Origin of the sequence: Paenibacillus sp. SAFN-054 (genome assembly GCF_051966755.1) — a bacterium.
In the GTDB taxonomy this organism is placed as follows: domain Bacteria; phylum Bacillota; class Bacilli; order Paenibacillales; family Paenibacillaceae; genus Paenibacillus_AQ.
Genome location: NZ_JBQCKS010000001.1, coordinates 602,963 through 622,478, shown reverse-complemented (window position 1 = coordinate 622,478; position 19,516 = coordinate 602,963). Strand labels below are relative to the sequence as shown.

17 protein-coding genes are annotated in these 19,516 nt (G+C 51.6%); 1 reads left to right on the top strand and 16 read right to left on the bottom strand.

Features of this window, described 5'->3' with window-relative positions; all coding sequences use genetic code 11:
* Positions 1-85: 85 nt before the first annotated feature.
* From ACTHPM_RS03050 to ACTHPM_RS03005, 10 genes are all read right to left on the bottom strand, one after another.
* The gene (locus ACTHPM_RS03050; protein WP_440393704.1) at positions 86-1,222 is read right to left on the bottom strand and encodes a zinc-dependent alcohol dehydrogenase; all 1,137 of its coding nucleotides are present in this window, start codon (positions 1,220-1,222) and stop codon (positions 86-88) included.
* A gap of 112 nt (positions 1,223-1,334) precedes the next feature.
* Positions 1,335-1,586 carry a YolD-like family protein gene (locus ACTHPM_RS03045; RefSeq protein ID WP_440393703.1) on the bottom strand — a complete coding sequence of 84 codons (252 nt, stop codon included), beginning with the start codon at positions 1,584-1,586 and terminating at the stop codon, positions 1,335-1,337.
* A 144-nt stretch (positions 1,587-1,730) separates the two neighbouring features.
* Complete coding sequence (locus tag ACTHPM_RS03040) at positions 1,731-2,789, bottom strand: metal ABC transporter substrate-binding protein (protein ID WP_440393702.1); 1,059 nt, start codon at positions 2,787-2,789, stop codon at positions 1,731-1,733.
* Positions 2,786-3,670, bottom strand: coding sequence for a metal ABC transporter permease (locus tag ACTHPM_RS03035; protein ID WP_440393701.1), 885 nt, complete (start codon positions 3,668-3,670; stop codon positions 2,786-2,788). Before ACTHPM_RS03035 ends, ACTHPM_RS03040 begins: the two co-directional genes overlap by 4 nt.
* Positions 3,651-4,295, bottom strand: coding sequence for a metal ABC transporter ATP-binding protein (locus tag ACTHPM_RS03030; protein ID WP_440393700.1), 645 nt, complete (start codon positions 4,293-4,295; stop codon positions 3,651-3,653). Before ACTHPM_RS03030 ends, ACTHPM_RS03035 begins: the two co-directional genes overlap by 20 nt.
* Before the next feature lie 284 nt (positions 4,296-4,579).
* The gene (locus ACTHPM_RS03025; protein WP_440393699.1) at positions 4,580-5,506 is read right to left on the bottom strand and encodes a DMT family transporter; all 927 of its coding nucleotides are present in this window, start codon (positions 5,504-5,506) and stop codon (positions 4,580-4,582) included.
* Positions 5,507-5,658: 152 nt separating this feature from the next.
* Complete coding sequence (locus ACTHPM_RS03020; RefSeq protein ID WP_440393698.1) at positions 5,659-6,522, bottom strand: MBL fold metallo-hydrolase; 864 nt, start codon at positions 6,520-6,522, stop codon at positions 5,659-5,661.
* Positions 6,523-6,812: 290 nt separating this feature from the next.
* Positions 6,813-8,060 carry an MFS transporter gene (locus ACTHPM_RS03015; protein ID WP_440393697.1) on the bottom strand — a complete coding sequence of 416 codons (1,248 nt, stop codon included), beginning with the start codon at positions 8,058-8,060 and terminating at the stop codon, positions 6,813-6,815.
* Positions 8,057-9,112 carry an ArsR/SmtB family transcription factor gene (locus ACTHPM_RS03010; protein ID WP_440393696.1) on the bottom strand — a complete coding sequence of 352 codons (1,056 nt, stop codon included), beginning with the start codon at positions 9,110-9,112 and terminating at the stop codon, positions 8,057-8,059. The genes ACTHPM_RS03015 and ACTHPM_RS03010 overlap by 4 nt, the downstream gene beginning before the upstream one ends.
* A gap of 159 nt (positions 9,113-9,271) precedes the next feature.
* Complete coding sequence (locus ACTHPM_RS03005; protein WP_440393695.1) at positions 9,272-10,879, bottom strand: S-layer homology domain-containing protein; 1,608 nt, start codon at positions 10,877-10,879, stop codon at positions 9,272-9,274.
* A gap of 215 nt (positions 10,880-11,094) precedes the next feature.
* Here ACTHPM_RS03005 and ACTHPM_RS03000 point away from each other — a divergent pair, with 215 nt between their 5' ends.
* The gene (locus ACTHPM_RS03000) at positions 11,095-11,652 is read left to right on the top strand and encodes a GNAT family N-acetyltransferase (RefSeq protein WP_440393694.1); all 558 of its coding nucleotides are present in this window, start codon (positions 11,095-11,097) and stop codon (positions 11,650-11,652) included.
* A 103-nt stretch (positions 11,653-11,755) separates the two neighbouring features.
* Here ACTHPM_RS03000 and ACTHPM_RS02995 read toward each other — a convergent pair whose 3' ends face one another.
* From ACTHPM_RS02995 to ACTHPM_RS02970, 6 genes are all read right to left on the bottom strand, one after another.
* Positions 11,756-12,316: a GNAT family N-acetyltransferase gene (locus ACTHPM_RS02995; RefSeq protein WP_440393693.1), complete on the bottom strand. Its 561-nt coding sequence runs from the start codon at positions 12,314-12,316 to the stop codon at positions 11,756-11,758.
* A gap of 52 nt (positions 12,317-12,368) precedes the next feature.
* On the bottom strand, positions 12,369-14,087 hold the full coding sequence (locus tag ACTHPM_RS02990) for a proline--tRNA ligase (protein ID WP_440393692.1): 1,719 nt from the start codon (positions 14,085-14,087) through the stop codon (positions 12,369-12,371).
* Between the two features lie 485 nt (positions 14,088-14,572).
* The gene (gene mtnA / locus ACTHPM_RS02985) at positions 14,573-15,640 is read right to left on the bottom strand and encodes an S-methyl-5-thioribose-1-phosphate isomerase (RefSeq protein WP_440393691.1); all 1,068 of its coding nucleotides are present in this window, start codon (positions 15,638-15,640) and stop codon (positions 14,573-14,575) included.
* A gap of 65 nt (positions 15,641-15,705) precedes the next feature.
* A complete protein-coding gene (gene mtnK, locus ACTHPM_RS02980; RefSeq protein WP_440393690.1) occupies positions 15,706-16,935 on the bottom strand; it encodes an S-methyl-5-thioribose kinase in 1,230 nt (409 codons plus the stop codon).
* Between the two features lie 18 nt (positions 16,936-16,953).
* Positions 16,954-17,952, bottom strand: a complete 999-nt coding sequence (locus tag ACTHPM_RS02975) for an ABC transporter permease (RefSeq protein WP_440393689.1) — start codon at positions 17,950-17,952, stop codon at positions 16,954-16,956.
* 2 nt (positions 17,953-17,954) lie between these two features.
* On the bottom strand, positions 17,955-19,469 hold the full coding sequence (locus ACTHPM_RS02970) for a sugar ABC transporter ATP-binding protein (protein ID WP_440395332.1): 1,515 nt from the start codon (positions 19,467-19,469) through the stop codon (positions 17,955-17,957).
* Positions 19,470-19,516: the final 47 nt, after the last annotated feature.

Below are 19,516 nucleotides of genomic sequence, written 5' to 3'. Positions count from 1 at the left end.
ATGATCTATGTTATGGCTAAAACACGAATAAACGAAAAAACGGATGTCCCGCTTCCTCGGGAACATCCGTTTGAACAAATACGCGTTATGGTTTCAAAACCACTTTAATGCAATTTTCCTGTTTCTCATCAAATATCTTGTACGCATGCTCCGCTTTCGAGAGCGGCAGGCGATGGGTAATGATGTCGGTCGCGTCGATCTCTCCGGCTTGAATCGATTTGAACAGCTCCGGCATGTAATGGATTACGGGGGCTTGCCCCATTTTCAGCGTAATGTTCCGTTCAAACAGATGTCCGAAGGGAAACATGTTATACGTCAAACCGTAGACACCGACGACCGAAATCGTGCCGAACTTGCGGACCATGTTCGCGGCCATGTCGAATGCGCCAAGCGAGCCGCCTTGAAGCTTAAGGCTGGTCTCGATCTTCTCGATCGGCGTGCGTTTGGCATCCAGCCCGACGCAGTCGATCACCACATCAGCTCCGCCTTTCGTCAGCTCCAGCAAGTACTGATCCAGATCCTTTACCGTTTCGAAATTATACGTCTCCACATGGTTGTGCTTCCAAGCATGATCCAGCCTGTAGTCCACGTTGTCGACTGCGATAACCCGCTTCGCCCCTTTTTTCCAGGCGAACTTTTGCGCGAGCAGCCCCACCGGTCCGCATCCCAGCACAATCACGGTATCCCCTTTTTTAACGCCTCCGTTATCCACTCCCCACAACGCAGTCGGCATGATGTCGGACAGGAAAAGAATCTGTTCATCTTCCAGCTCGGCTTCCCGGGGCACGGCAAAAGGGACGAAATTACCGTAAGGAACGCGCATCAGCTCCGCTTGCCCGCCCATATAACCTCCATACGTATCGGAATATCCAAAATATCCCCCTGTATCCCGCGCGTCGTTTGTGTTGTCACACTGGCTCTCCATATGATTTTGACAGAAAAAACACTGCCCGCAAGAAACATTGAATGGGATGATGACCCGGTCTCCTTTTTTGACGCGCGTCACGTCCGGGCCCACCTCTTCCACGATACCCATCGGTTCATGACCGATGACGTAATTGTCGTACATGCCTGGAATGAGCCCATGATAAATATGCAGGTCTGAACCGCAAATCGCGGTCGTGGTCACCCTGACCAGAATATCATCCTTCTTCTCAAGTCCCGGATCCCGCGTGTCCTTCACTTCAATCTTCTTGCGTCCTTGGTACGTCACTGCCTTCATGTCATAATCCTCCATAGCCGTTTTCTCTTAGTTTGTCCGGAATATGGAAAGCTCATGACACGTCAGCCCAAAAGCTGGCAGTATGAAAAACACGTTGAACCGTTTATGTTATTTAGTCGCGAGGATAATTAACCGACATAATATCCATGAAAGGGACTTTGGTGATGATTCCGTCCTGAATGATATGCACTTTGCCTGTCCGTGAATCCATCCGATCAATCCGCCCCCGCACGGTTTCTTCCCGGCCCCAGACAGTCAGCACGATCTCGGATTCCTCATAAAAGGCTTCGCTCAATTGATTCCCCATCTCTTCCAGCACAAACTCATCCCGAGTCGGCCTTTTCGCTACTTTTTGTTTCGCCATTTCGATCCTCCCAGATGTCATTTCTTCAAACCATTATCTTCAGTGTGAAGGAATGGAAGAATAATAGCAACATTTGAGAGAAAGAAATCATTTCAAGTCGCAAATCACCCTGAAAATGGTTAAGGACATATCGCCCCTCGCTTCTTATTCATTTAGCGCTTTCTTCAACGCTTCCAAATTCAAACGCATCACCGCGATGTAATCGAGATGGTTCGCCTGATCTTCTTCGGAGAGCCCTTCCAGCGGATTGAGTACGGCCGTAGCTGCGCCAAGCTCGCTTGCAATCGTGTCAGCTACTTGCGAGGATACGAGCGTCTCGAAAAAAATCGTTTGGACCTGATGCTCTTTCGCGAAATCAATGACTTCCGACATGGCGGCTGCGGACGGTTCCTGTTCAGGGGACAGCCCGGCAATGGGAATTTGCGTCAACCCGTAGGATTTGGCCAAATATCCGAATGCGGCGTGCTGCGTAATAAAATCCTTTCGCTTTGCATTCCCGAGTGCATGGCGGAAGTCCGCATCCAGCTGCTTCAGTTCAGCGACATAAGCATCCGCATTCTTGGCGAATGCCTCTTGATATAATGGCGCATTCTCGCTCAGAGCCTTCTCAATTCGGCGGACTTCCAGGATGGCCAGCTCGGGCGACAGCCATACATGCGGATCTAGTTCGCCATGAACATGTTCATGATCATGTTCATGGGAATGCGCCTCTTCATGCCCTTCCGATTCGTTATGAGGCTCATGCCCCGCTTCCTGTTCTTCGTCATCTTCGCTTCTTTCCATCAGCTCTAAGCCTTTGCTTGCTTCAACGACGCTGAGGTTTTGACGATCCACGCCGGCAAGAACCTGCTCAACCCAGCCTTCCATGCCCGCACCATTGTACACCAGCATGTCCGCCTGCTGTATGTATGCGATGTCTTTCGGTGTCGGCTCCCAATCATGCGGCTCCACGCCGGCCGGAATCAGCAGATGTACGTCCGCCAGATCGCCGGCCACCCGGCTTGCGAATTCGTACATCGGATAAAAGCTTGCCTCGATCTGCAGCCTGTTTTGTGCCGGAGCTGTTCCCCCAGGCGCGTAGGCTTCAGTGCCTTCTTCTTGTCCAGGACCGCAGCCAGCGAGCGAAACGGCAAGAGCGGCGATAGTACATGCGGATACCATTGGAACCCACTTTTTCATCATTTGCTTACTCCTTTTTTTCAAGACTTGAATCCTCCTTCATTCATCGTTTGCCGGGTCAGCTGAACATCGGTTTTGATTTTGCGGCCTCGCCGCTTGATTCCTTGCTTCGCGATTCGCTGAGTGCAGACTCCTGTCAGAAGAATCGCGAGCAAAATTAGCGCAATGGCGCCTCCCGGAGGGGTGTCGGTATAATATGAAGCGGTCAAGCCGCCGCAAACGCCGGCCAGGCCGGTTATCACGGCAATGGTCGAAGCCGAAGCAAATCCGCTTGCCAAGCGAAGCGCGAACGCCGATGGCAGCACGATCATCGAGGAGACGAGCAGTACACCGACAATCGGCATGGCGGCCGCCACGATCACGCCCGTCATCACCGCGAATGCAAACGACAGCAGCCTGACCGGTACCCCGCTGACAGCGGCGGTGTCTTCCTCGAACGTCAAGCTGTAGAGCGGCCTCCGGAGGATGATGAAGAACAATAGTCCAAGCACGGTGATCCCTGCGATGGCGAAGAGCTGGAAACTGCTGACCGCAACGATCGAGCCGAACAAATAGGAGCTGAGACTTTTGTTCAGGCTGGTTTTGAGACTCATCAGCACCATGGCTAATGCCAGGCCCGAGGTCATGATAATGGCGACCGGGACCTCGCTGTATGTTTTATAGGTCCGCCGGAGCTGCTCGATTGTTAAGCCGCCCGCAACGGCAAACGCAAACCCGAATAACACCGGACTTGCATGGAGCACACTCCCAAGGGCAACTCCAGCCATGGATACATGCGAAAGGGTATCGGACATCAAGGACTGCCTGCGCAATACCAGGAACACACCTAAGATTGGAGCGATTAAAGCGATAAGTCCTCCCGCCAGGAAGGCTCGCTGCATAAATTCATATTGAAGCATCGCCATTCACCTCCTTCCCTTTCAAATCAATCACTCTGTCCAAATAATCGCTCGCTTCCTCCAGATCGTGGGTCACCATGATCACCGTTTTGCCCTGCTTCCTGACCACCCTTTGCATCCATTGATAAAACCGTCTTCTGCTGGCGGCATCCATGCCTGTCACCGGTTCATCCAGCACGAGCAGATCCGGCTGCTGCACCATGGCCCTTGCGATGCATGCCCGCTGCTTCTGGCCTCCGGAAAGCTCGCCGACCTTACGGTGCCGCAGATCCCATAGGCCAATTTCCTTCAGCGCTTCCTCCACCAGAACGTGCTGCTCCTTCCGAAATCGGCGGAATAGACCCAGCTCGGGATAACAGCCCGATTTCACCAGCTCAATGACTTTGCTGGGAAATCCGGGATTAAAAGCTGACACCTGCTGAGGGACATAGGCGACAGAGCTTTGGCGGATCTCCGGCGAATAGTGAATGCTGCCTTGCCATGGCTGAACGAGACCGAGCAGCAGCTTCAGGAGCGTCGTTTTGGCGGCCCCGTTGGGACCGCTGACGGCGATGAATTCGCCTGCATGGACATCCAAGGAAACGTTCCGGATGACAGGCTCTTGTTCGAATCCGAATACAATATCTTTCATGGAACATAGAATCATATGTATCTCCTTCCCTAATAGTAATTATTACGATTTAAAAATACTTAAAATTTTTTCCTTGTATGCCCCCAAGCCCTTTTAAACGACTTACATAAGTTTTATTCGTAATCATTACGTTTAAAATTAAAACACAGATTTTTCGAGTTGGCAAGTTATTCGTAATTATTACTATTAAATCTTCGCCGATAAAATGCTTTTCTGCGTGGATACATACGTCACCAGCACAAAAAAGGCACCCCTAAGGGTGCCCTGCACACAGGCTTACTGCATTACGAGACAGACTTCAATGGCTGCTCGTTGGTCTTCCGTCTTCGCGGTTTCCATCGGATCCGATTCGCGTTCAAAAAGGCGATCAAGCCGGAAATCGCAAGAACGCCGCCGGCGATCTGAAACCATGTCATCTGTTCATGCAGCAGCAGAAAAGCGAGCAGGCTCGCCCCTACCGGCTCTCCCAAAATACTCATGGAGATCGTGGAAGCCGATACATACTGAAGCAGCCAATTGAAGAGCAGATGTCCGAATACCGTCGGCACCACGGCCAGAAGCACAAACATGCCCCAATCCTTTCCCGGATAGGACGTAAAGGAAATACCGCCAATCAGGTTATACAAGGCGAACACGACGGTAGCAGACAAGAATACGACAAAGCTGTATATGAAAGAAGACACCTGGGTCACCATTTTTTGACCGAGCAGCATATGGACGGAAACCGCCAGCGTACCGAACACCGACAGCAGATCGCCGATCAGATTCTCGCGTGACACACCGATATCGCCCCACCCGATCAGGACCGCTCCGATCATGGCCACGCCCATGCCGAACATGGCGAAGGAGGATGTCCGCTCCTTATAGATGAAAAAGGCACCAATGACGATAAATACGGGCTCCAGCGAGAGAATAATCGTCGAGCTTGATACGGTCGTCAGCTTCAGCGATCCCATCCACAGCAGAAAATGCAGCGCCAGAAAAAATCCGGAAGCAAACAGCATGCCTGCTTTCTTGAGAGGCAGCGATTTCAGTTCCGCGAGATGCGGTTTGATGAACGGCAGCATCAGCAAGGCGGTAAACAACAGCCGGTACATGCCCTGGATGGATGCCGGAGCCGAAGACCACTTGACGAATATCGATGAAAACGAAACGGCGATAATGCCGATCGTTAACGGTATGGCGGTTGGTATAGGTGCGGTTTTTCTCATGATGCTTCCTCTCCCGTGCTATTACTTCGAACAATTCATTGTAGCACGGTCCAGCTGAGCCCGCCATCCTTCGTTTCTGCCACTCCGTTATATGAATAAGCCCATCCAAATAATAGGAACTTCGTTCCCAACTCTCCCCGTCCACCTTTGCTTCAGTTATCTTCTTTTAAAAAAGTTCTCGAAGCCACGTACACAAAGCGTTCTCCGCGTGCCATGACATGACATTTCTGTTCAGGATACCGTTCATATAAATAATCGACAAAATAACCGGGTTTCTCGCTGTTCCCCGCAAAAACATCATAATGTAGCGGAATGACGGTTTCAGCCCCAATTTGGACGGCCAATTCAGCTGCTTCCCTGTAGCTCATATTGCCTACGATGCCTTGCTCCCTGCGAAAATAATCTCCACCATTGATCGGCAGCATCGCAATATCGGGTGAGATTTCCATGAGACGTTCCTTCAAACCTGGATATATCACCGTGTCTCCAGCATGGTATAGGGTGACCCCATTTAGGCGCAATACATACCCTACACTACGGTAATGCCCCCTATCATCCTGCTCCAATTCCTCATGAGCGGCAGGGATGACCGTGAGGTGCAACTTGGAGAACACCTCCATCGGTTCAGCGATATCTGCTGTCCGCAAGGAGGCACGATCAAAACCCATGCGAAGCAGCTCTTGACGACAACATGCAGGTGCCATTATTAAAGCGTTGCTGTTCTGAGTGTTGAATACTGTAAGTGTACCTTCATCCATATGATCGTCATGCTCGTGTGTAATCAGGCACACGTCCGCTCCAGTAATGTCCTCGGGAGAAATTGGAGCAGGATAGGAGCGAACCGGTCCGTTCCTGTCCAGAAAATCGGATACATATGGATCAATATAGACCGTAACCCCATCCCCTTTAACAATCACGCTTTCCTGTCCGAGGAACCAGATCGCCAAAGTTCCATACGGAACATGCGTCTGATGAACCTCACGAATAAGCGCGGCTCCTTTCTTTGCAACGTTCATATTCATCCTCCTTGCGCTATTCTGTCTCTATATCCTTGTTTCATTGAAACACCTTATTCTCAGAGATTTACACTTTACATACCATCAAGAAACGCCTTCATGTGTGGCATATTGCTTATTTATGTCACAAAACGATATGGGCCCAGTTTAGCACCCGTATATGTTTTTTACAATGTTCGGACTAAAGACAAGGAGAGTACTTCCCCACCTATTCCCAGATGAAAATTAAGAAGAAGCAAGGCTACTCTGTATCATTTTATACGGATAGCTTGTATACAGTAGAAAGAAGTTCATTCCCCTGCAGTCCATGCGTCGTCCTGCCGTTTAGATGCTGACCTTCCGGCAACCAGCATGCCCGCCCCAGAGATGATGCAGATGAGGATTCCCACCGACTGAAACAGCTGCGGCAACCCATAGGCGGAAGCGCAATACGTTCCGTACATCACTCCCAAGGGAGTAATAGCTTTGGTTAGGAGCGATCGAACGGATAGGACTTGTCCAAGTACCGTCTCGGGCACGATTCGATAGTATAAAGTGCTGCTGTAAACATTCCAGAACGGCATCATCATACCTGCAGCCATCTCAATGAGGAGCGCAGCCGTCAACTGGGTTACAGCGCCAAGCAAAAGATATGTTACGCCACCGGCAAACAGAGCCCCGCTCATCACGACATACAGGTAAGGACCCGGTTCGCGCAGCCGTCCGATGATGATAGATCCAAGCACGTAACCCAGTGGAAAAGACGCTGAAAACAATCCGAAATCGATCGGACCCCCGTCCAGCACATCCGACACATAAGGGATATTCATCGATTGGGTGGCAAACACACCGAAGCTTGTTACCGAAACCAGCAGCGCGAGTCCGTACAATACGGGGTTTGCCTGATACACTTGTATCCCATTGTGAAAGCTCGCTTTCCAGCTTCTTTTCTCCAATGAGGCTTGCGGTGCCTCCTGTATGAAAGCGCTTGTAATCCATACGCCGCAAAATAACAGCGACAACATCAGCAGTAGGATCTCCGTCGCAAGCACGCTCGTCAGCAGGCCTGCTGCCGGCATTGCCAGTACTCTGATCAGCTGTACGGAGCCCGATATGGCAGCGTTCACCCGGACCAACCGATCGGCCGGTGCCAGCTTGGGCAGAAGTGCTCCCGCTGCGGCATCATAGATTTGCACGGAGCTCAGAAAGGATCCTAGCATTAAAACATATGCTTCTTTATTACCCGTGATCCACATCAGAAATACGAATAAATAGGCAGTTCCCCTGACCATTTCGGAAACTTTCATCACTGTAATCCTTTTCCACCGGTCTATAAAAGGGCCGACAATCCACTGCACAAGCCATTGTCCGGATAAGCTGAGCAGCCATAACCCGCCCATCGCCGCTTTGGAGCCGGTCAGCTCGTACAGCATCCAGGATAAAACGAACGTTCCCGCCGTACCTGCAAGAACCCCGCGCATCTGGTCTGCGCATAGCCATCTTAGACTCGTATTCCAGGTCCGGCTCTCACTCCTCCCGCTTCGGTTCATGGGAATCATGAGTCTGTCGGCTCCAGACCCAAAAATGAGCGGAGATCACAATCCTGATGATTCAAGGAATGGGTGTTCCAGGAGTAGCTGCCCTCTTTGACCCGAACCAGTCCCGCTCCTCTCAAAATAGCCAGGTGATGATGCACCGTCGTTTTACCCAAGCCCAGAAGATCGGTAAGTTCCTTCAGGGAGCGTTCCTTCTCAGCAATCAGTTTTAACGCACGAAGTCTTTTTTCATCTCCAAGAGCCTTGTACAATTGCACGAGCCGGCCGGGTGGCTGATACGGATCATTGTCCGCCGAAAGGCTTTCATTGCTGACGGGATAGTAAAAAATTTGCACGCCCTCCATGTTGGCCTCGATCGTCCACGGACGGTAAATGACATGCGGAATCAATAGGACCCGGCTGACGCCAGCTTCCGCTTGGTATTCAACTCCAGCCGCGCGCAGGACAACTTCCTCCGGTGAACAGGTCTTTGTCCATGTTTCTATCCTGGCAAGGTCCCTCTTCAAAATGGCGGATTTCGTTTCCGCTTCGGCGGCCGCTACCTCTACATCCCATAGCTTAAGCAATGATAGGAGATGCCTCTTTAAGCCTTCAGCTTCGGATTGGCTAACCGTTCGTATCATTTCAGGAAAAAATTCATGGGAGGCGCAAGCCGCGATCAGTTTCGCAGCAGCATCTGCGTCTCCTTCTGCCGCAAGTCTTCGCGTCGGCTGCAGCGTACGGCCGAGATAAGGAAGGACGATAAATTTAAAATCCTCATTTTCAAGACGCTCCACATAGGATTCTAGCGCAGCCACCGAAGCAAACGCCTGCATATGCAGCAGCTGCAGCAGCATCTTCCAGGTTTGATGCTCTTCGCAGTAAATCAGCTCCCGTCTTAATGAGCCCGAAACGTTCTCCCAAAGCTGCTTCCAATAGGCATCCGGCTTGTCCAGCGCATCATGAAGCTTCTTGTGAGTCATAGCGGCGATGCCAAGCGCGCTTTCAAACAGCAATGAGCTTTGCCCTTCGACCTGAAAGGAATTTCCCTTAAACGACATATCCAGAAGCTGCATCCGACGTCCTCCAAACACCTTAATTTTCCATTATTATCTTTATTCTATTTTATTAGAACGATTAATTCAACAAATTTATAACATATAAGTATATTAAAATCCGACCCTCTCGGATCGGATTGATCATCACTTCCATTTATATAAGCTTTCGAATCACGCTTAATACGACGCATAACGGGTCGCGTTCGATAAGCTTGTCCATAGGTCTTCCGTTTCTGCGCCGATATACCAGTATGCAAAACCTGCAACGCCGCGTTTCACGGCCATCATCGTTTTCAGCCCCAGGGAACGTCCGTCCTCCACCCAGATCCGGTGCTCGTAACCCTGACGGATGTAGCTTACGACATACTGCCCGAGCTGTTCATCCCATTCCCGGTTATAATACACGGATCGCATACGCTGACCCTGCTGAATCAAAGACAGCTCTTCGGAGACGGCTCCGCCGGATTTCAAGGTCCAATCCCGCGTATAATACGGGAGCGCCAGAATCGTTTTGGAAGCCGGTACCACGGATAGCATTCGATTTAATGCCGATTCAACCCACGGGAAGGAGGACACCGAACCGGCCACCGGGTCTCCATCCCAGTGTTCATCGTAGCCCATTAAGATAACATAATCGGCATAACGCCCGAGCGCTTCATAGTCGAAAGCCTCGGTCCAATCCGTACCCAGATCAGGCGACACGTCGATGGACAACACGGCTCCCGCACCGCGCAGGCTTGTCCCCAGCTCGGAGATAAAAGCGGTGAGCGGCAAGCGGTCCTCCGGGCTTACATTTTCAAAATCCACGTTGATCCCTGACAACCCGTAGGCTTTGACGTAGCTGGTGAGCTTTTGGATCACGGTTTTGCGTTTGCTCGTATCCGAGAGGATTTGATGCGTTAGAGCCGAATCGGAATGATTCCCGAGCATCGCCCATATTTTTTTGTTATTCTGCTTGGCCCAGGCGATCAGGCCGGAATCTGCATAATTTGAAACCGGCACTTGAGCGCTCTCGAGGAAAAACCAGCGCGGGATCAAGGTGTTGACGTTCGAGTTCTTGATCTTCTCCTGAAATTGCGACGTCGTTAATCCATTTTGCCAGCCAAGCTGGAGGCGAAGATTGGTGGGTTGATGAATCGCTTTAGACCATACCTTATCCTTCAGCACCCGGTCGAGTACGGCAGCCGTCTCCTCACGGCTCATCGCGTCTTTGGGGCGGAATTTACCGCCTGCTCCGTCCATCAGCCCCAGGCTTCGCGCAGCCAGTACATAAGGAGCGGCCCATGATGCAACCTGATTCGCATCAGCATACGGCAGATCATTCGCCGTACGGTTCCCCGGATCGACTTTCATCGCACGGACGATCAGGACGGCTGCTTCCTGCCGCGTAATCTTTGCCGTGGGCATAAATTCGGTCTTGCTCTTGCCATCGACGATTTCCAGCTGCACGGCAGCTTCTACCCAACTGTAGTACCAGCTTTTTGCCGCAACGTCATGGAAGGAAGCCATATTCGCATTAACGGGTTCCAGCTTGAACAAACGGTCGGTCATCGCCACGAATTCGGCGCGCGTGACGTTCTTCTTCGGCTCGAATGTCCGGTATCCTGTGCCTTCCACCACGCCTTCCTTCACAAGCTCGACGATTTCGTCCTTGGCGAAGCTGCTGCGGATATCGTCAAACGGCAGCGAGGGAGCGGATGCGGCAGCGGAAACGCCGCTCTTGAACGAGCCAAACAAGAGGAGGGATGCCATACACACGGCCAAAGCTTTATCAAGTTTCTTCAACGGGAAATGCCTCGCTTTTTATAATAGAATAAAAGAATAGAGATCGATAAATTCTTGACTCACTTCCTCTATCCTATCAAAAAGACCACGCAAGGTAGATGCCCAAATGGTGGAATGGAAGTTCATAAATTCCAGGATGACAAGATTGCTAAACGCACGGCAAAAGCATACAATTTTACTCCGACCTATTTTCAGGAATACGAAAGGAGATTTTCATGCTTACAAACCCGGATGAAAGTTTATATTTACAGCTGTTACATACGGAACATGCACAAGCCTTACTCGAGCTCAGACTCCAAAACCACGATTATTTGCAGCCCTTTGAGCCCATACGCGATCCGGCGTATTTCACATTGGAAGGCCAGATTCAGGATATCATGACAGGGATCGGCGACAAGGACAATGCTTCCGCCAGGTTGTTCGGAATATTCCTCGGTGACACTGGCGAGCTGGTGGGCAGAGTTGCATTAACAGGCATTGCCCGGGGAGCGTTTCAAAACGCCAATCTCGGATATTTTATCGCGGAGAATCAGCAGGGCAAGGGTTATATGACGGACGCCGTTCGTCTCAGCGTTCAATATGCCTTCGACGTACTCGGACTTCACCGCATTCAGGCCGGTGTCATGCCGCGGAATTCAGCCTCCAGGAAGGTTCTGGAAAAATCAGGTTTCCGTGAAGAGGGTATCGCCAAGCGTTATTTGCGGATTAACGGCTTGTGGGAAGATCACATCTTATTTGGGGTGACAAGCGAGGAGTGGCAAGCAAAGAAATAACCCGGATCTGTGGATCAGCGGAGCCCGATGCATGGTTAGCATCGAGCCTCGTTGAGAAGACCGGGTTTTTACTTTCGTTTAATGTCGATCGTCGTCTTTTATTCTATACATGCTTAATCATATGGTAATAGACGTGGCCATTAATCATGATTTCCTTATCAACTTCATATCCGAGATGTTGATAAAGGGAATAGGCCCGCGTATTGTCAGTTACGACGGCCATTGCGCTTTTAGGGTAACCGCGATCTTTCGCCCGCTTTTCGGCTGCTTGAATCAGCTTCGTGCCGATGCCTTGACCGGAGAATTTGGGGGATACCGATAACGTGTCGATATAAAACTCGTCCTCATCCGATTCTTTGTCCAAAGTAAGGCCCGGGTCATTCTTCATGGACCGCAGCCGTTCTAATATAGGACGGTCCAATGCTCCGATTTCGTCCCCGCCATAAACGACGATGACGCCGGCTACCTCTCCTTCCACTTCCATTACAATGGCCTGATGGTAAGAAAGACGTCCCTGTTCACTATCAAAATACTGCTCAAGCACTCGGACCGCATCCGCCTCGCTTTCTTCTCCCGTCAGCTGATGGGCCACGTCATGCAGGGCATCGTACAGCAGTCTTGCTGCCTGTTGTGCATCCTTGCGTAAAGCCGGTCTGATTATCATGATGTAATTCCTCCCGTATGACCTGTTATACTGCGTATCTCTTCATTATAATCTACCCGGATAGAGAGGAACAAATAGCGAGCACATGATCGATCGCTGTTTCGGAGCGGATTTGCTCCTTAGCTTGACCGCCGCGCAAATCGGACCATTCGATTTCGCCTGCTGCAGCCGCTTTGCCTACGACGATTCGCAGCGGCGCTCCGATCAGATCCGCATCCTTGAATTTCACGCCCGGGCGCTCATCACGGTTATCTATAAGCACCGCAATACCTGCAGCCTTCAGTTTGTTGTAAAGTTCTTCCGCCAAGCTGACCTGTGTCTCATCCTTGACCGATACGGGTATGATATGAACCTGAAACGGTGCAAGCGAGAGCGGCCAGACGATGCCGGTATTTGTGCAGTGCTGCTCTGCTACAGCCGACATGAGCCGCGATACCCCGATGCCGTAACAGCCCATGATCATCAGCTCTTCTCTTCCTTCCGCATTGGTAAAGGTTGCGCCCAGCGACTGGCTGTATTTGGTTCCGAGCTTGAACACATGGCCAACCTCAATGCCGCTGCTAAACGCCAGACTCTCTCCGCAGTGCCTGCAGCGGTCTCCTTCGGCCGCGTTCCGGAAATCTCCGATTTGCGCAGGCTCGAAGTCGCGGCCGATGCTCACGTGGCGCAAATGATAATCCTTGCGGTTCGCTCCCGCAACGCCATCGGGAACTGCGGCTGCATCCAAATCGACGTATACCGGAATCCTTAGACCTGCCGGGCCCGCGAATCCGTGCGGCGCTCCGGTCCATTTCTCAACAGATTCCAGATCAGCCAATTCGACTTGCGAAGCGCCGAGTGCATTCTTAAGCTTAAACTCGTTCACCTCATGATCGCCGCGCACGACAACGGCAATCGGCTTGGCATCCACCCAATATATCATCGTCTTCAGAACATGCTGCGGTGCAATTTTGAGAAAGCCGCTTAACTCTTCAATGGTACGGATATCGGGTGTATACATCTCCTCCATGGCGGGAATTCCCGTTTCCGCTGGCGATGTGGACTCCGGTTGCCCGAAAACCGCCTTCTCCAGATTCGCGGCGTAATGACAGGAAGGACAGGTAACAATCGTATCCTCGCCGATATCCGCGAGTGCCATGAATTCGATCGTCTCCCCTTCCCCGCCAATCGAGCCGGCTTCGGCTTCAACGGCGGTGAACTCAAGGCCGCATCGTTCGAAGATCCGGTGATATGCTCTCAGCATGCTCTGATAAGAGACGTCGAGCGCCTGCCAATCTGTATCGAATGAGTAGGCATCTTTCATCAGGAATTCCCGTCCGCGTAGGAGTCCAAAGCGGGGACGGCGCTCATCCCGGAATTTGGTTTGAATTTGGTACAAGCGAAGCGGAAGCTTCCGATAGGAATCCACTTCTGCCGCCACGAACGCGGTAATCACCTCCTCATGGGTCGGTCCGAGCACGAATTCGCGGTCATGTCTGTCCTTGAGCCGAATCAGTTCGGGACCATATTCCGAATATCTGCCCGACTGTTCCCACAGCTCGGCAGGCTGCATCGCCGGCATCAACAGCTCATCAAACCCGGCGTCGTTCATTTCTTGCCTAATCAACTGCTGCAGCTTGTGCAGAACCCGGTTGCCAAGCGGCATATACGTATACATTCCGGCAGCCAGCTGCCGGATGTAGCCTCCCCGCAGCATCAGTCTGTGACTCTTGGCCTCGGCTTCCGAAGGGGCTTCTCTCAGCGTAGGAATCAGCATCTGTTGTTGTCTCATACCGTTCATCTCCTATAAGTTATTTGGGGTACAAAAAAACACATTCAACCCGGCTCAGGGACGAATGTGTTCGTGGTACCACCCATATTCAACGGCTCCTCCGCTGGCTTGCAGGGAAACGCCGTTCTCATCATACAATAACGGGAAAGACCCGGCCGGTAAGGAACGGCTTTCAGAGTCGTTCCCCGGCAGCTCGCAAGGTAGGAAGCTCATGCCGCAATGCGAAACCTTTCAGCCTAAGGGTTCCTTCTCTATTGCATCGCGTTGTGCAATGAACGGTTGGTCTTGGTCACAGCTTTTTTCGATATTATCCAGGCGCCAAGCCTGATGTTGTTGTCCATACATTACAGGATTAGCCGGAAGCGTGTCAAGCGGACTCGCGGCCAAAACTTCATTGAATAACAACAAAGCAGGCCGCCCAAGATTGAACCCTTGAGCCGCCTGCTTCCACGATTCTGATGATAAGGCCTTGTATATCGGACACTCTAGAGCTGGAACATTTTCGGCAGGCTTTCCTCAAACGGTGCATATGCAATGCCGTTCTCCGTTACGATGGCCGTAATCAGGGAATGGTCCGTCACGTCAAAGGCAGGATTGTACACCTGAACGTCCTTCGGTGCCATCGGCTTCGCGTACCATTGGCTCGTCACCTCTTCGTCCGGACGCAGCTCGATATGAATATCGTCCCCCGACTTGCATGCCAGATCAATCGTGGATAGTGGCGAGCATACATAGAAAGGAATGCCGTAGTGTTTTGCCAGAATGGCAACCCCCGAGGTACCGATCTTGTTGGCGGTATCGCCGTTCGCCGCAACGCGGTCGCAGCCGACCAGAACGGCCTGGATCTTGCCTTCCTTCATGACGATGGAAGACATGTTATCGCAAATCAATGTCACGTCGACGCCGGCCTCCTGCAGCTCCCATGCCGTTAAGCGGGCTCCCTGCAGCAGCGGACGGGTTTCGTCGGCATATACCTTAAAGTTGTATCCCTGCTCTTGACCCAGGTAAATCGGTGCCAGTGCCGTTCCATACTTGGCCGTGGCAATCGTTCCGGCATTGCAGTGGGTAAGAATGCCCCAGTTTTCTTTCAGCAGGGACAGCGCATGTTTGCCGATGCTCTCGCAGACCTGCTCGTCTTCTTCGCGAATCCGTTCGGCCTCCTGCAGCAGGGCGTCTTTGATTTCGGTAACGGATTTCTCTGCTTCTTGAAGCAGGCGGTTTTCCATGCGGTTCAGCGCCCAGAACAGATTGACAGCCGTAGGCCTGGATGAAGCAAGATATGCCTTCACCTTCATAAAATCCTCATGCAGTTCCTCGAACGCTGCCGCCTTGGAAGCTTTGGTTCCAAGGTAAAGGCCGTATGCCGCCGTGATTCCGATCGCCGGAGCCCCGCGAACCTTCAGCTGATAGATGGCGTCCCAGATATCCTTCATTTCCTTTAAGTGCAAAAATACCTTCTCATTCGGCAGCAAGGTTTGATCCAGCAGGATCAGCGTATCATGGGCATCATCCAACAGGACAGACTGAATCATCTTGAACGCTTTATTATCCATTTTCCGTCCCACTCCTTCAGTAGGTTTAGCTGTTTCATCCTGTGATTGTCTATGGGGTTATGGATCTACCTGGATTCGGCTGCAGCCGAGTAAAGGGTCACGACCCGGACAAAGTCCTCGCCCGTTACCATGCCCGCGCGGTCCATGATGAAAGCCTTGCCCATCCGCAGGCACAGCTTCTCCGCCAGGGCCCTCGCATCTGCATCGGCAATCCCGGTAATGTCCTTCACATGGGCTAGCCCCACGATTCTGCGAATCAGCTCCAGTCCCGTCACGGCCGATGCGTCCTGAATCATCTGATTCAGATAATATTGGTCAAAGCCGGGAATACATGCCGAGCGGTCTGCAGCCTTCTCCCGGAACAAGTCCAGAAATTTCCCGCGATACAGATCAATGACGTCCTCCACACAGGAAAGCAGCCATTCCTTCTGCGCTTCCCTCGCTTTGGGGTCCTTCAACTCATAGTCCGCATTGACGTATGCAAAAATCAGGTGCGCAATCACGTTGCCTATATCATAACCCGCAGGGCCATAGAAGGCGAACTCCGGGTCGATAATTTTGGTTGAGTCCTCTTTCACGAATATGGAGCCCGAATGCAGATCCCCGTGCAGCAGCGACTGCGCATGGTTCATAAACTCAAACTTCAGCTTGGCCGTCTCAAGCAGCAGCGCTTCATCTTCCCATAGGAATGCTTTGGCAAAATCACGTGTCGGCTCGAATATATCGTTCCGGGGACAGTCATAGAAAGGCTCGGTATAGACCAAGTCCTCCGAAATTTCGCACAGATCGGGATTAATGAAGCTTTTGACCCGATCCTTCTTGTCTTTGTGATTCATCACCACATCGGAGGTGAGCAGCAGCGTATTCACCATGAACGTGGAAATATGGTCTGCGAACAACGGAAATTGCCTGTGTTCCAGCAGTGCTTTTCTCATGATGTCGTGATCCGACAAGTCTTCCATGACGCAGCAGTTCATCACGGGATCATAATGGAAAAATTGCGGTACAAGCCCCGGAGCAAGCTCATGCTGCAGCTTCAGGATTTCGCTTTCAATCCGGTTTCGGTCCGTGGATACCTCGATATCGGCGGAGATGCGGGCGACCGGGCCAGCCTGTTTGATGATGACCGATTTCCCGCTTGCGGCGTCCGCAATCCGGAACACGTAGTTCAGATTGCCGTCTCCGATTTCCTTGCAGGTCAATGAGGCACCTTGCTCAAAAATATCCAACTGGGTTGCGGCATAATCCATAGCATCGTTCTCATTCATCGTGAAATACCGTTCAAACTGGTGCATCGTCAAAACGCCTCCCGGTTATTTGGATTTGTAATACGTGATCGCAAGAGCAAAGGCCAGCACCATGCCCTTAACGATATCCATCGCATAATAAGGAACGCTGAGCATTACCAGTCCGTTCTGCAAAATCCCGATCAGAACAGCGCCCACAAACGTGCCGATGGCATTGGGTTTACCTGCCCCGAGCACGGCAAAACCGATATAGGCTGCGGCAACCGAATCCATCAGATATGGAGCGCCTGAATTCACCTCCGCCGTCATGACGCGGGCACCGAGCATAATTCCCCCGATGGCCGCGAACGCGGCGGATAACAGATATGCCGTAACGCGATACTTATTCACGGGGATGCCTGACAGCTTCGCGGCCTCCCTGTTGCCCCCGATCACATACATATATCGGCCATGCTTCGTATATGTCAGAAACACATGCACGAGCACGACAACGACAAGCATGATGATAATGATCCATGGCACTTGCCCGATTTTGGCGAAAATGGGACTGATCACTCCCGTGGAGAAGGAGCCATCCGGCATAATCATGTTTTGGGACAAAGTCGCCCCCTTGGTATAGGTCTGCGCAATGCCCTGGAAAACGAACATCATGGCCAGCGTAAGCAGCATATCCTGTATTTTCAGCTTGACGATCATAAAGGAATTGATGATCCCTGCAGACAAGCAGATGAGAATCGTTAAAATAATGCTCATCCATACGCCTTGACCATGCCATACGAACATGGAAATGACAAGGGCATTGGCCAAAGAAGCGACCGAGCCGACCGAGAGGTCGAATCCGCCGACGGACAACGAAATGGTAATCCCGATCGCGATGATCGTCACAATGGAAATGGAACGCAAAATGTTGATGATATTCGACGGCGATAGAAAGCTGTCGGACATCAGCCCGAAGACGGCGATGAGCAGTCCGATGGTGATCAGGGTGCCGTATTTATATAAGAAATCGAAAAAGCCGAATGACTTGGGAGCTTTTGAAGTCCGGATCGTTTTGGTTGTATGCATGCTTACCTTCCTCCCGTGGAATAAAACAATATTTCTTCTTCGCTCGTCCGGCTTGTCTCCAGCTCTTTGGCGATCTTACCGTCATATAGCACGTACATCCGATCGGTGATCCCGATCATTTCGGACAGCTCGCAGGATGCATAAATGACGCATTTGCCGCGCTTCGCAAGCTGTAAGATCAGCTCGAAGATATCTTTTTTCGCTCCGACGTCTACGCCTTTGGTCGGTTCATCAAAGATATACACCTCGGCGTCCGTGATGAGCCATTTTCCGATCGCGACCTTCTGTTGGTTGCCTCCGGAAAGGTTCTGGACCTTGGCCTGTTCCCCCGGCGTTTTGATGTCAAGGCTCTGAATCAGCTCGCGGGCCGCTTCCTTTTCTTTGCGAAAATCCAAAAACAGATTCATTCGGCAAAATTTCACCAGGTTGACCGCAGTTATATTCGTAGCGACTGATTCGCTGACCAAGATGCCTTCCTTGCGCCGCTCTTCCGGAACGAGGGCCAGACCCTGCTTGACCGCTTCATGCGGACTTCGCAAACGCAGCTTCTTCCCATGCAGGATGACTTCTCCCGTAGGAGCTTTGCCCATTCCGAACAGCGCCTTGCATAACTCCGTCTTCCCCGCCCCGACAAGTCCGGCGATGCCGACGACTTCACCCTTTTTGGCATGGATATGGATGTCATGAAGCTTTTCCCCATCGCCGAAATGGATCGTTTCAAACACCTTTTCGCCTTTCTCGACGTCCAGCCTCGGGAACTGCTCCCCCAGCTTCCGTCCCAGCATATATTCAACGACTTGATTCTGCGTCACATCCCGGATGCTGTTGCGGACGACAAGCTCCCCGTCCCTCATGACGGTAATATCGTCGCAAATCTCGAACAGCTCCGGCAGACGATGCGAAATGAAAATCACGCCGACGTTGTCTTGTTTAAGGTTCCGGACGATCCGAAACAATTCTTCCGTTTCCGTATGGCTCAGGGGCGCCGTCGGTTCGTCGAGTATGAGAAAGCGGCACGTCTTGGAGATGGCTCTGGCGATCAGAACCATTTGTTTTTCTGCCAGCGTCAGCTCGCTGACCAGCTTTCTAGATGAAACGGCCACGTTCATTTTGTCGAGGATCTCCTTCGAGCGTGCATGAATGCCTCGCCAAGAAACGATCTGCCTTTTCCCCATGTCGTTTACGGTATGATCCAGCATGATGTTCTCTCCAACCGTCAAATAAGGCACAAGAGCGGTATCTACTTCCTGATACACGATTTGGATGCCCAAATCCTTAGCGTCTTTCGGGTTCCGAATATGTACAGGCTCCTCATCGATGTAGATTTGGCCCGTATAGTGGCCGTATGCACCGGAGAGCACCTTCATTAGCGTCGACTTGCCCGCACCGTTTGCGCCAATCAGCGCGTGAGAACGGCCCGTCGTCGTCATAAAATCCACCTGATCCAGCGCCTTCACGCCGGGAAATTCAATTGAAATACCCTTCATTTGCAATGTTATTGGCTTGCCTTCACCCATCCCGTCACCTTCCAAAAAGGATTTCATCGCAAGGATGGGAAGTGCTG

Excerpts from the sequence above, each read along its gene's own strand:
- ACTHPM_RS03050 (WP_440393704.1), bottom strand. The coding sequence starts at position 1,222 with ATGAAGGCAGTGACGTACCAAGGACGCAAGAAGATTGAAGTGAAGGAC.
- ACTHPM_RS03045 (WP_440393703.1), bottom strand. The coding sequence starts at position 1,586 with ATGGCGAAACAAAAAGTAGCGAAAAGGCCGACTCGGGATGAGTTTGTG.
- ACTHPM_RS03035 (WP_440393701.1), bottom strand. The coding sequence starts at position 3,670 with ATGGCGATGCTTCAATATGAATTTATGCAGCGAGCCTTCCTGGCGGGA.
- ACTHPM_RS03030 (WP_440393700.1), bottom strand. The coding sequence starts at position 4,295 with ATGAAAGATATTGTATTCGGATTCGAACAAGAGCCTGTCATCCGGAAC.
- ACTHPM_RS03025 (WP_440393699.1), bottom strand. The coding sequence starts at position 5,506 with ATGAGAAAAACCGCACCTATACCAACCGCCATACCGTTAACGATCGGC.
- ACTHPM_RS03020 (WP_440393698.1), bottom strand. The coding sequence starts at position 6,522 with ATGAACGTTGCAAAGAAAGGAGCCGCGCTTATTCGTGAGGTTCATCAG.
- ACTHPM_RS03015 (WP_440393697.1), bottom strand. The coding sequence starts at position 8,060 with ATGATTCCCATGAACCGAAGCGGGAGGAGTGAGAGCCGGACCTGGAAT.
- ACTHPM_RS03010 (WP_440393696.1), bottom strand. The coding sequence starts at position 9,112 with ATGCAGCTTCTGGATATGTCGTTTAAGGGAAATTCCTTTCAGGTCGAA.
- ACTHPM_RS03000 (WP_440393694.1), top strand. The coding sequence starts at position 11,095 with ATGCTTACAAACCCGGATGAAAGTTTATATTTACAGCTGTTACATACG.
- ACTHPM_RS02995 (WP_440393693.1), bottom strand. The coding sequence starts at position 12,316 with ATGATAATCAGACCGGCTTTACGCAAGGATGCACAACAGGCAGCAAGA.
- ACTHPM_RS02990 (WP_440393692.1), bottom strand. The coding sequence starts at position 14,087 with ATGAGACAACAACAGATGCTGATTCCTACGCTGAGAGAAGCCCCTTCG.
- mtnA (WP_440393691.1), bottom strand. The coding sequence starts at position 15,640 with ATGGATAATAAAGCGTTCAAGATGATTCAGTCTGTCCTGTTGGATGAT.
- mtnK (WP_440393690.1), bottom strand. The coding sequence starts at position 16,935 with ATGCACCAGTTTGAACGGTATTTCACGATGAATGAGAACGATGCTATG.
- ACTHPM_RS02975 (WP_440393689.1), bottom strand. The coding sequence starts at position 17,952 with ATGCATACAACCAAAACGATCCGGACTTCAAAAGCTCCCAAGTCATTC.
- ACTHPM_RS02970 (WP_440395332.1), bottom strand. The coding sequence starts at position 19,469 with ATGGGTGAAGGCAAGCCAATAACATTGCAAATGAAGGGTATTTCAATT.